10 protein-coding genes are annotated in these 10,771 nt (G+C 71.3%); 3 read left to right on the top strand and 7 right to left on the bottom strand.

Annotated elements, in window-relative coordinates; genetic code table 11:
- Window positions 1-102: 102 nt before the first annotated feature.
- On the bottom strand, window positions 103-792 hold the full coding sequence (locus Acy02nite_RS02685) for a GntR family transcriptional regulator (RefSeq protein ID WP_203738152.1): 690 nt from the start codon (window positions 790-792) through the stop codon (window positions 103-105).
- 191 nt (window positions 793-983) lie between these two features.
- Here Acy02nite_RS02685 and lhgD point away from each other — a divergent pair, with 191 nt between their 5' ends.
- Entirely contained in the window at window positions 984-2,183 is a 1,200-nt protein-coding gene (gene lhgD, locus Acy02nite_RS02680) for an L-2-hydroxyglutarate dehydrogenase (RefSeq protein WP_203738151.1), read from the top strand.
- On the opposite strand, the gene Acy02nite_RS02675 is transcribed toward lhgD, so the two are convergent.
- The 4 genes from Acy02nite_RS02675 to Acy02nite_RS02660 form a co-directional block, all read right to left on the bottom strand.
- Window positions 2,170-3,771, bottom strand: a complete 1,602-nt coding sequence (locus tag Acy02nite_RS02675; RefSeq protein ID WP_203738150.1) for a methyl-accepting chemotaxis protein — start codon at window positions 3,769-3,771, stop codon at window positions 2,170-2,172. The genes lhgD and Acy02nite_RS02675 overlap by 14 nt on opposite strands.
- A 47-nt stretch (window positions 3,772-3,818) precedes the next feature.
- Window positions 3,819-4,625, bottom strand: a complete 807-nt coding sequence (locus Acy02nite_RS02670; RefSeq protein WP_203738149.1) for an ABC transporter ATP-binding protein — start codon at window positions 4,623-4,625, stop codon at window positions 3,819-3,821.
- A gap of 61 nt (window positions 4,626-4,686) precedes the next feature.
- A complete protein-coding gene (locus Acy02nite_RS02665; RefSeq protein ID WP_203738148.1) occupies window positions 4,687-5,676 on the bottom strand; it encodes a FecCD family ABC transporter permease in 990 nt (329 codons plus the stop codon).
- Between the two features lie 8 nt (window positions 5,677-5,684).
- A complete protein-coding gene (locus Acy02nite_RS02660) occupies window positions 5,685-6,698 on the bottom strand; it encodes a FecCD family ABC transporter permease (RefSeq protein ID WP_203738157.1) in 1,014 nt (337 codons plus the stop codon).
- 110 nt (window positions 6,699-6,808) lie between these two features.
- On the opposite strand from Acy02nite_RS02660, the gene Acy02nite_RS02655 reads away from it, so the two are divergent.
- On the top strand, window positions 6,809-7,852 hold the full coding sequence (locus tag Acy02nite_RS02655) for an ABC transporter substrate-binding protein (RefSeq protein WP_425548204.1): 1,044 nt from the start codon (window positions 6,809-6,811) through the stop codon (window positions 7,850-7,852).
- Between the two features lie 231 nt (window positions 7,853-8,083).
- On the opposite strand, the gene Acy02nite_RS02650 is transcribed toward Acy02nite_RS02655, so the two are convergent.
- On the bottom strand, window positions 8,084-9,169 hold the full coding sequence (locus tag Acy02nite_RS02650) for an MBL fold metallo-hydrolase (protein WP_203738146.1): 1,086 nt from the start codon (window positions 9,167-9,169) through the stop codon (window positions 8,084-8,086).
- A gap of 92 nt (window positions 9,170-9,261) precedes the next feature.
- Between Acy02nite_RS02650 and Acy02nite_RS02645 the strand changes: the two genes are divergently transcribed.
- Window positions 9,262-9,888, top strand: a complete 627-nt coding sequence (locus tag Acy02nite_RS02645; RefSeq protein WP_203738145.1) for a TetR/AcrR family transcriptional regulator — start codon at window positions 9,262-9,264, stop codon at window positions 9,886-9,888.
- 265 nt (window positions 9,889-10,153) lie between these two features.
- Here the strand turns inward: Acy02nite_RS02645 and Acy02nite_RS02640 are convergent, their stop codons facing one another.
- A complete protein-coding gene (locus tag Acy02nite_RS02640; RefSeq protein ID WP_203738144.1) occupies window positions 10,154-10,504 on the bottom strand; it encodes an MmcQ/YjbR family DNA-binding protein in 351 nt (116 codons plus the stop codon).
- Window positions 10,505-10,771: the final 267 nt, after the last annotated feature.

Raw genomic sequence — 10,771 nt, 5'->3', positions numbered from 1 at the left:
CAGCGAAGGGTGACCACAGCGGAGAGGGGACATGAAGAACTTGATCTTGATTGGTGCCCTGCCGGTCTTGATCCGCAGCTGTCGATCCCGGTGGCTGAATGGTCAGGCCGGGCCGAGGTAGTCCATGGAGCGCAGGGCGTCGATGACGCTGGAGATGTGGTCGCGCATGGCGGCCTCGGCCGCTCGCGCGTCGCGGTCGCGGATCGCGGTGATGATGCGCTCGTGCTGCGGCAGCGACGCCTGCGGGCGCCCCGGGAGCATCGACAGCATGTACTGGTGGCGGACCAGCTGGCCGCGGAGGGTCTCGACGATGCGGTCGGCGGTCCGATGGCCGGCGATGTCGCGGACCAGCGCGTGCAGGCGGACGTTGAGGTCGCTGTACCGCCGGTGCTCCCCGGCCTCGACGGCGCGGCGCATCAGGACGGCGATCTCGTCGAGCTCGGTGGCCTGCTCGGGGGTGACGCGTTCGGCGGCGCGGGCGGCGATCAGGCCCTCGACGACCATGCGGACCTCGGTGATCTCGACGGCCTCGGCCAGCGACACCTTGCGGACCTGGGCGCCGCGGTTGCGCTGCACCTCGACGAGGCCCTCGGCGGCGAGGTCCTGCAGGGCGGCGCGGACGTTGAAGCGGCTGGCCTGGAGACGTTCGCAGAGCTGCGCCTCGACCAGGCGCTCGCCCGGCAGGTATTCCCCGCGCAGGATGGCGTCGCGCAGCGCATCGCGGGCCTGGGCCGCCGTGGTCGGGGCGGACACGCGCGCCGCTCGCCGTTCGGTGTCGTGCTCAGACGCCATCGGTACTCGTGGTCTTCCTGTCGCGGCCGGTTCCGGCCACTCATCATGCCCGAGCGGCACCGATTCTCGCAGTTCCGGGGTGGATCGATGCCCGGCGCGCACACGACGGCGACGGGGACGCGCCCCCACGGTCGCGACGTTCGTGGTCCACTTCGGCGGGACGCAACGATCGGGGACAGAGGGGGACACTGATGGCTGACGAGACCGTCGGGATCGTCGGGGCCGGCATCGTCGGGCTGGCGATCGGCCGGGAGATCACCCTCCGGCGGCCGGGCACCAGGGTCGTGGTGCTGGAGAAGGAGAACGACGTCGCGCTGCACCAGACCGGGCACAACTCCGGGGTGGTGCACGCCGGGATCTACTACACGCCGGGCAGCCTGAAGGCGCGGTTGTGCGCGCGCGGGCGGTCGCTGCTCAAGGAGTACTGCCGGGAACGGGAGATCGCCTACGACGAGTGCGGCAAACTGGTCGTCGCGGTGCGGGCCGACGAGATGGGGCGGCTCGACGATCTCGAGGTGCGGGCGCGGGAGAACGCCGTACCCGGATTGCGGCGTGTCGATCCCGCGGGGATCCGGGAGATCGAGCCGCACGCCGCGGGGCTGGCCGCTCTGCATTCCCCGGAAACCGCGATCACCGACTTCCCCGGGGTTGCCCGGGCCTTCGCCGCCGACATCGTCGCGGCCGGGGGAGAGGTCCGCCTCCGCTGGCCGGTCGACGGGATCAGCGAGCGAGCCGGCCGCATCGAGGTCACCTCGGGGGAGAGCCGGCTGGTCGTGGACCGGCTGATCGTCTGCGCCGGGATCCATTCGGACCGGGTGGCGCGGCTGGCCGGTGATCAGCAGGAGCCGATCATCATCCCGTTCCGCGGGGAGTACATGCGGGTCACCAAGGCGAAGGCGGACCTGGTCCGGGGCATGATCTACCCGGTTCCGGACCCGCGGTACCCGTTCCTCGGCGTGCACTTCACCCGCCGCGTGACCGGGGTCGTCGAGGTCGGCCCGAACGCGGTGCTCGCCACCGCGAAGGAGGGCTACAAGCGCTCGAGCGTCTCCGTCCCGGATCTCGCCGCGCTCGCCGCCTGGCCGGGCGCCTGGCGGATGGCGCGACGGCACTGGCGCACCGGCGTCAAGGAGGTGCGCGGCTCGCTGTCCAAGAGCCGGTACATGGCCGAGGCGATGCGGTACGTCCCGGAGATCGGCGCGGCCGACGTCGTGCGTGCCGGGGCCGGTGTGCGCGCCCAGGCCCTCGATCGCGACGGCAGTCTCGTCGACGACTTCCGCATCCACCGGCTGGGCTCTGTCACGGCCGTCCGCAATGCCCCGTCGCCGGCGGCGACCTCCTCCCTGGCAATCGCCGAGCACGTGGTCGGGGCGGTGTTCACCGGTAGGTGAAGCGGCTCACCAGCTGGTTGAGGTCGCCGGCGAGCGTGGCCAGCTCCGACGCGGCCTGCTGAGCCGCCGCCACGGTCATCGTGCTCTGCTCGGCCGCGCTGGAGACCCCGTTGATGTTGCGGGCGATCTCGGACGCCCCGGCCGCGGCGGTGGCCACGTTGCGGTTCATCTCGGCGGTCGTGGCGGACTGCTCCTCGACGGCGGAGGCGATCGTCGTCTGGAACTGGTCGATCTTCTCGATGACCTCGCCGATGCGGGCGATGGCGGCGACAGCGCTCTCGGTGTCGGCCTGGATCGCCTGGACGCGCTGGGAGATGTCCTCGGTCGCCTTCGCGGTCTCCTGAGCGAGCTCCTTGACCTCGCCGGCGACGACCGCGAAACCCTTGCCGGACTCGCCCGCGCGGGCGGCCTCGATGGTCGCGTTGAGGGCGAGCAGGTTCGTCTGCTCGGCGATCGACGTGATCGTCTTGACGACGGCGCCGATCTCCTGGGAGCTGGCGCCGAGCTTGCTGACCGTCTCGGTGGTCTGCGCGACGACCGAGACGGCCTCCATGGTGACGCCCGCGCTGGCCGTGGCGCTCTGCGAGATCTCCTGGATGGCCATCGCCATCTCGTCGGCGCCGGTGGCGACGGTCTGCAGGTTGAACGACACCTCGGCGGCGGAGCCGTTCGCGGCCTCGGCCTGATCGGTGACCGCCCGCGAGCCGGCGACCGTCTGGTCGTTGACCCGGGCCAGTTCCTGGGAGCTGTGGGCCAGGAGCTGGGCGCCCTCGGCAAGGGCGGAGACCGTTTCCCGTACGGACGTGGTGGCCTTGTTGACCGAGCGGGCCATCGCGCCGATCTCGTCGCGGCCGGACGCGGGCACCTCGAGGTTGAGGTTGCCGCCGGCCATCGCCTCCATCGCCTCGGCGACCGGGTGCAGGCGGCGGGTGATCGAACCGGCGGCGAGCAGCGCGAACCCGATACCGGCGAGCAGCGCCAGGCCGAGCGTGACGATCACGTCGCGGCGCGCCGAGACGTAGTTGTCGTGTGCCTTGTCCAGGGCCGCTACGGCGCCCTCGGTCTCGACGCGGGCGAGCTCGGCCACCGACTCCGACATGCCGCCGACCGACGTGTTGAAGACCGACGTCTCCACCGGTTTGCCCGACTGCACGTCGCTGAGCGCCTGCTCGAACGTGGTGACGTAGGTGATCAGTTCCTCGGTCGCGGCGGCCGCCTCGGCGCTCTTCTCCTGGGCCTTGTACTGCTCGAGCGTGTCGTCGAGCGCCTGCACGGCCTTCGCGGTGCCCTGCCCGGCGGCGGCGCGGTCGGCGTCCGATGCGGCCGAACCGGACATCGCGGCATAGTGGGCGATCTCGGCCTGGGTGCCGCGGATCTTGCCGAGCAGGTCGATGTTCGTCATGTTCTGGCTGCGTACGGTCGCCAGCTGCTCGTCCATGTCGCCCATCCGCACGATCGCCAGGATGCACGCGCCGGTGACGGCGACGGCGATGAGCAGCACCGAGGCGAGGATCTTGCTCCGGACCCGGAGATCGGTGAACCAGCGGGCCAGAACGTTGCCGTTCCGGGCGGTTTCGGCGGAGGACATCGATGAACTCCCGGGTCCGCGAACAGGGGGTGTTGCCACCCCTTTCGTCAGACTTCGGCCTGGACTGAGGTTTTCCGCCGGGCGGCCGGTACGACCAGTGGTGTCCCGGTCTCCGGGTCGTCGATCACCCGGCACGGCAGCCCGAAGACCTCCTCCACCAGCGCCGCGGTGAGCACCTCACCGGGTGGGCCGGACCTGGCGACCTTCCCGTCGCGCATGGCGATCAGGTGGGTGGCGTAGCGGGCCGCGTGGTTCAGGTCGTGCAGCACCGCGACCAGTGTCCGGCCCTGCCGCTCGTGCAGCTCGGCGCAGAGGTCGAGGACCTCGATCTGGTGGGCGATGTCCAGGTACGTCGTCGGCTCGTCCAGCAGGAGCAACGGCGTCTGCTGGGCGAGCGCCATCGCGATCCAGACGCGCTGGCGCTGCCCGCCGGAGAGCTCGTCGACGTTGCGGTCGGCCAGGTCGCCGACGCCGGTGGCGGCCATCGACTCGGTGACCACCTGCTCGTCCCGCTCCGACCAGCGGCGCAGCAGGCCCTGATGCGGGTAGCGGCCGCGGGCCACCAGCTCGGCGACGGTGATCCCGTCCGGCGCGGTCGACGACTGCGGGAGCAGGCCGAGCGTCCTGGCGACCGTGCGGGTCGGCAGGGAGTGCACGTCGCCGCCGTCCAGCAGGACCGTCCCGGCGGCCGGCTTGAGCAGGCGGGACAACGCGCGCAGCAGGGTCGACTTGCCGCACGCGTTCGGGCCGATGATCACGGTGAACGAGCCGTCCGGGATCTCGACGCTCAGCTGTTCGGCGATGACCCGCTTGTCGTACGCCAGGGTCAGTCCGGTGCCGCTCAGTCGGCTCATTCTCGTACTCCTGTGTGGTTCATGGCTCCTGCGTGATTCATGGCCCTTGTGTGATTCATGGTCAGATGCGCCCGGCCTTGCGTTCGCTGATCAGCAGCCAGACCAGGTAGGCGCCGCCCAGCCCGCCGGTGACGACGCCGACCGGCAGCGGATAGCCCGAGTGCATGGCCAGCCAGTCCGCGGCGACGGTGAGCAGCGCGCCGATCGCCATCGACGGCAGCAGGTTCGGGCCCGGCGCGCGGGTGACCCGCCGGGCGATGTTCGGCGCGATCAGCGCCACGAAGTTCACCGGACCGGCCGCCGCCGCGGCGCACGCGACGACCAGCGAGGCGACCAGCAGCGCGCCGTTGCGCAGCCGCTTCACCGGGACACCCAGCCCGGCCGCCACGTCGTCGCCCATCTCCAGCATCCGCAGGCCCGGCCCGCAGACGACCGCCAGGATCGGGATGGTGACGATCAGCACGCCGAGCAGCGGCAACGCCTCCTCCCAGCCGCGGCCGTCGAAGCTGCCGGCGAGCCAGAGCAGGGCCCGGGCGTTCTCCATCTGCACGCCCTTGGTCAGCAGCCAGCCCATGATCCCGTTGAGGATCGCGGTCATGCCGACGCCGATCAGGATGAACCGGTAGCCCTGCAGGCCGCGCCGCCCGCCGATCAGCTGGATGAGCAGGGCGGTGCCGATGCCGCCGGTGATCGCGGCGAGCGACAGTGCGGTGCTGCTGCCGCCGAGGATCACCACGGCGAGCGCCGCGGCGCCCGCCCCGCTGGTGATGCCGAGGATGTCGGGACTGCCCAGCGGGTTGCGGGTGATCGACTGGAACACTGCGCCGCCGGCGGCCAGCGCCATGCCGACCAGGATCGCGGTGACGACCCGGGGCAGCCGCAGCTCGTTGATGATGAACGTCTGCGCGGCGTTGCCCTGGCCGGCGAGGGTCTTGACCACGTCGGCGGGCGCGATCGGGAAGTCGCCGGTGCCCAGCGTGAGCACGGCCACCGCGGTCATGGCGAGCAGCGCGCCGGCGCCGATGACGACGGCCCGAGGCCGGATGACCATCACCTTGCTCATTTCGCGACTCGCACCAGGTAGAGGAACAGGGGGCCGCCCAGCACCGCGGTCACGACGCCGACCTGCAGCTCGCCGGGGCTGCCGAGCACGCGCCCGAGCACGTCCGACCCGACCAGCAGCACCGGCGCGAGCACCGCCGTGTAGGGCAGCATCCAGCGCAGATCCGGCCCGGTGAACGGGCGGACCAGGTGCGGGATCAGCAGGCCGACGAAGATGATCGGGCCGCACGCCGCGGTCGCCGAGCCGCAGAGCAGCGTCACCGCGACGATCACCAGGGCGCGGATCAGGCCGGGCCGGGCGCCGAGCGCGCGCGCCGCGTCGTCACCGAGCGACAGCGCGTTCAGCGGGCGGGCGGCCAGCAGCGCGATGACCAGGCCCGCCGCGACGAAGGGGGTCAGCCGCCTCAGCGTGTCGAAGTCCGCGCTGGCCAGGGATCCAACCGTCCAGAATCGTACCTTCTGGATCGAGGCGGTATTTCCCAGCAGGACCGCGCTGACGTACGAGTAGAGCGCCGCGTTGAGGGCCGCCCCCGCCAGTGCGAGCCGGGCCGGGGTGGCCGCGCGACCGCCGCCGACGGCATAGACCAGCGCGGTGACCGCCGCAGCCCCGCCGAGCGCGAACCACACGTACCCGGAGAACGTCGCGACGCCGAAGAACGCGGCGGACGTGGCGACGGCTGCCGACGCCCCGGCGTTGATCCCGAGCAGCCCCGGGTCGGCCAGCGGATTGCGGGTCAGCGCCTGCATGATCGCCCCGGCCAGGCCCAGCGCCAGGCCGACGAGCAGGCCCAGCAGCGTCCGGGGGAGCCGCATCTCGTGGACGATCCGGTAGTACTGCGAGCCGGGATCGGTCAGCCCCGACCAGACCTCGCCGGGGGAGAGGAACCGTGCCCCGAACCCGATGCCGAGCACCAGCACGACAGCGAGAACGGCGAGCGCGACAACGAGCCCGGCAGCCCGCCGGAGCCGCAGATCAGGCCGCTGCTCAGGGAGAATGTCGATGGTGGACAGTGGTGGGCTCCCTTTCGCTTCCGGCGGATCCTGTTGACGCGCGTCCGGTTCGTTAGGTTAGCCTAACCATTCAGTCGGTCGAGTGACCGGCCCGTTGTCCTGCGAAAGATGTGAGCATGTCTTTTTCGTCCCTGCCCCTGTCCCGTCGCGGCCTGCTCGCCGCCGGTGGCGCCGCCGTCGCCGGCGCGATGCTGAGCGCGTGCGGCGGTAAGGAGGACGACACGTCCTCGCCGGCCTCGTCCGCCGCCGCCGCGTCCGGCCCGTGGACCTTCACCGACGACCAGCCCAAGGAGCTGAAGGCGGACAAGGCGCCGTCCAAGATTGTCGCGTTCACCGGCACCGCCGCCGCCCTGGTCGACCTCGGCCTGCAGGACAAGATCGTCGGCGTCTTCGGCGAGACCAAGAAGGCCGACGGCACCGCCGAGGAGCAGGCCGGCTCGCTCGACGTCAACAAGGTCCAGATCGTCGGCAACGCGTGGGGCGAGTTCTCCGTCGAGAAGTACGCCGCGCTCACCCCGGACCTGCTGGTCACCCACCAGTTCGACCCGGGCGCCTGGTGGTACGTGCCGGACGAGTCGAAGGACAAGATCCTCGCCGTCGCGCCGTCGAACGCGCTGATCACCGTCGGCCGGGTGCCGCTGAACAAGCCGATCGAGCGTTACGCCGAGCTGGCCAAGTCGCTCGGCGCCGACCTCAACGCGCCGGCGGTCACCGCGGCCAAGGCCCGCTTCGAGAAGGCCGCTCAGGACCTGACCGAGGCCGCCAAGGCGTCCGGCGGCATCAAGGTGCTCTTCGGCTCCGGAGCCGCGGACATCTTCTATGTCTCCAGCGCCGCGGTCAGCTCCGACCTGATGTACTTCAAGGAACTCGGCGTCGACCTGATCATGCCCGAGGTCAAGGGCCAGGACTACTACGAGTCGCTGAGCTGGGAGAACGCCGACAAGTACAAGGCGGACATCATCTTCCTGGACGCCCGCACCGGCACGCTGCAGCCGAAGGACCTGACGTCCAAGCCGTCGTGGAACGCGCTTCCCGCGGTCAAGGCCAACCAGGTCTTCCCGTGGCAGGCCGTCCCGATCTACTCCTGGAACGGCGCGGCGCCGCTGCTCGAGGCGCTCACCGCCGCGATCAAGAAGTCCAAGAAGCTCGCCTGACCGTCTCCGGCCGCCGCCGGTGCCTCGCGCGCCGGCGGCGGTTGTGGTCCAGCCGGTGGCCGTCGTGTCCGGCGGCCCCGTCTCACCGCTGTCGCGCGGTCTCAGCCCGCCCGGGTCACCGCCGCTTTGCAGTCCGCCCGGGTCACCGCCGCTTTCAGGTCGTCCGGGTAACCGTTGGTTCAGGCCGCCCGGGTCACCACTGCTTTCAAGCCGCCCGGGTCATCACTGGTTTCAGGTCGCCCGGGTCACCACGTCGCCGGACCAGGTCAGCGCGCCCCGGTCGGCCAGGTAGCGCACGTGCGCCATCGTCTCGGCCACCGCGCCCACCCGCATCGGCCCGATCTCCTCCCACGGCCGTGACCAGGTCAGCTCCGACGCCAGTTGCCAGATCCCCGGCGATCCCAGCCGTTCGACCGTCGCTACGATCTCCTCACAACGCTGGTCGTGATGCGCCCGCAGCTGACGGGCGCGGGCCGCGATGCCCGAGAACCGGTACTCGTGCGCGGGCAGCGCCTCCAGCCCGTCGTGCGCGGCCACCGCCACCAGCGACTCCAGGAACGCCTCGAGGGGTGACGAGCTGGGCCGCTGCAAGCCGATGTTCGGACTGATCCTCGGCAGCAGATGATCGCCGGTGAGCAGCACCCCGGCGTCGGGCTCGAGCAGGCAGATGTGCCCCGGCGTATGCCCCGGGGTCCACACCACCGTCAGCCTCCGCCCCTTGACCGGCACCGCGTCCCCGTCGTCGAGCAGCACATCCGGCTGCGCCGGCGCGGTCAGCCGATGCCGCCCGATCGTCCCGGCGAGCACCGCCAACTCGTCCTCGGGCACGTGATGCGCCCGCAGCCAGTCGACCGGCGAGCCGCTCGGGGTGAGCGCGTCCCGTTCGGCCGGATGCATGGCCACCCAGGCGCCGGACTGCTGCAGCCGCTTCGAGAGCCCGTGATGATCCGAGTGCACGTGCGTGACCACGACACCCCGCACGTCGTCAGGGGTCGCCCCGGCCGCTCGCAGCCCACTCTCCAGCGCTGCCCAGCCCTCGTCGCTGTCCCACCCCGGGTCGACCACGACCAGCCCGTCGTCACCCGGGATCAGGTAGCACAACGTGTATCGCAAGGGATTGTGCGGAATCGGCACCGGCACCGACCAGATTCCGCCGCCCAGCCGCCCCGCCGCGGGCAGGCCGTCCCTCGGCGCGGCACCCGGCACCGCCCAGACGCCGCCGGCCAGGTGCTCGACCGGCGGCAGCTCGCGCGCCTTCCAGGCCTCACGCTGCGCGACACCGGTCACGACGATCGCGTCGCCACTCGCGCGGGTCATCGCTGCCATCCGAACCCCACTTCCTAGACGACTCCTGTCTAGGAAGCCGACACTATGCTGGCCAAGACCACGCGGCAACGAAAGGCGGCCCGATGTCAGCAACTCCACAGAGCCGTCCGCGTGACTTGTCGGCAGGTCCGCAAGGTCGTCCGCGCGACCCCGAGGTCGACGACCGGATCACCCGGGCTGCCGCCGAGGTCTTCGGCGAGAACGGCTGGCACCGCTTCACCGTCGACTCGGTCGCCCGCCGGGCCGGCGTGGGCAAAGCCTCCATCTACCTCCGCTGGCCCAACAAGGAAGCGCTCCTCGCGGCTGCCCTGGCCGCACGCCTGAACGGCATCGAAGACATCGACACGGGCACCGTCCGTCAGGACCTGATCAGCCTGGCACAGCAGATCCAGCGCTCCTACCTGGGCGAGTCCGGCCGAGCCGCCCTCCAGTTGCGCGTCGACGCCCAGCGGGTCCCCGAGGTCCGCGACCACCTGCAGCGCCTCCAGGAGTCACAGGTCCTGGCGGCGCGCGCGATCGTCCGCCGGGCCATCGACCGTGGTGAGCTGCGCCCTGACACCAGCGTCACTCTCCTCCTCGACTGCGTGTGCGGCGGCGTCCTGAACCACGTCCTCGCCACCCCTCCCCACCTCCGGGACCAGGTCGCGGCCGGCGCCGACGAATACGCCACCGCCCTGGTCGATTTCGTCCTCTCGTCCACCCGAGCCTAGGCCCACGACGGCGCCACATTCCGGTTGTCCACACTGCGGGGTTGTCCACAGGCCACGGGCATGATCTTGGCCGAATACGCCACCATGGACGCAGGGTGGTGGTCCCCCTGAGGGAGGGTGGGCTCTGCCGTGCGCCGGGACGACGAACGGGCCACGGAGGCGGGCCGAGCGCCGCGCCTCAGTGCCGGTCACTCGCCGACCGGGCGGTCCTTGCTGCGCGGCGAGGCCACGATCGTGTGGGCCGGGCGCCGCGCCTCAGTGCCGGTCACTCGCCGGCCGGGCGGTCCTTCCTGGGCAGCGAGGCCACGATCGTGTCGTAGGAGGCGTCGACCGCCTCCAGGATCTCGTCCTCCGGGATCGCGCCCTGCAACCGCAGCGTGTTCCAGCCGTGTCGGCCGATGTAGGCGCTGGCCGAGGCGTCCTCCGGGTACCGCGTCAGCCACTCGTCGGCCAGGTCGCGGCCCTTGCCGCACTTCACGCCGACTGTCGTGCCCGTGCTGCCGAGGAACGCGAAGATCTTCGGCCCGACCTTGACCACGATGTCGCCCTCCCACGGCTCGTCCTGCCAGGCGCCGGGCTTCGCGAGACAGTGCTGCCGCAGTTTCTCCCCGTCCATACCGCAGGGCTTACGGCATCCATCCCGCGGAATCAACCCCGACACGGCATCGTGCCGGTGCTCGGAGGTCTTCCCGCCCCGGCTGAGGCCCGCCGGCTGGTGCTGTGAGGTGCTTCCGGACCCGGATGCACCGCTGAGCGCCAGCCGGCGGCCGTCAGCTTGTGGTGGGAGGTGTTTCCGGACCGGGATGCACCGCTGAGCGCCAGCCGGCGGCCGTCAGCTTGTGGTGGGAGGTGTTTCCGGGGCTGGATGCACCTCTGAGCGCCA

The sequence above is a fragment of the Actinoplanes cyaneus genome (assembly GCF_016862095.1).
Lineage (GTDB): Bacteria > Actinomycetota > Actinomycetes > Mycobacteriales > Micromonosporaceae > Actinoplanes > Actinoplanes cyaneus.
This window is presented reverse-complemented; position numbering and strand designations above follow the sequence as displayed.

Coding starts and splice junctions, on each gene's coding strand:
- Acy02nite_RS02665 (WP_203738148.1), bottom strand. CDS start 5,676: ATGGTCATCCGGCCTCGGGCCGTCGTCATCGGCGCCGGCGCGCTGCTC.
- lhgD (WP_203738151.1), top strand. CDS start 984: ATGGCTGACGAGACCGTCGGGATCGTCGGGGCCGGCATCGTCGGGCTG.
- Acy02nite_RS02675 (WP_203738150.1), bottom strand. CDS start 3,771: ATGTCCTCCGCCGAAACCGCCCGGAACGGCAACGTTCTGGCCCGCTGG.
- Acy02nite_RS02645 (WP_203738145.1), top strand. CDS start 9,262: ATGTCAGCAACTCCACAGAGCCGTCCGCGTGACTTGTCGGCAGGTCCG.
- Acy02nite_RS02685 (WP_203738152.1), bottom strand. CDS start 792: ATGGCGTCTGAGCACGACACCGAACGGCGAGCGGCGCGCGTGTCCGCC.
- Acy02nite_RS02670 (WP_203738149.1), bottom strand. CDS start 4,625: ATGAGCCGACTGAGCGGCACCGGACTGACCCTGGCGTACGACAAGCGG.
- Acy02nite_RS02650 (WP_203738146.1), bottom strand. CDS start 9,169: ATGACCCGCGCGAGTGGCGACGCGATCGTCGTGACCGGTGTCGCGCAG.
- Acy02nite_RS02640 (WP_203738144.1), bottom strand. CDS start 10,504: ATGGACGGGGAGAAACTGCGGCAGCACTGTCTCGCGAAGCCCGGCGCC.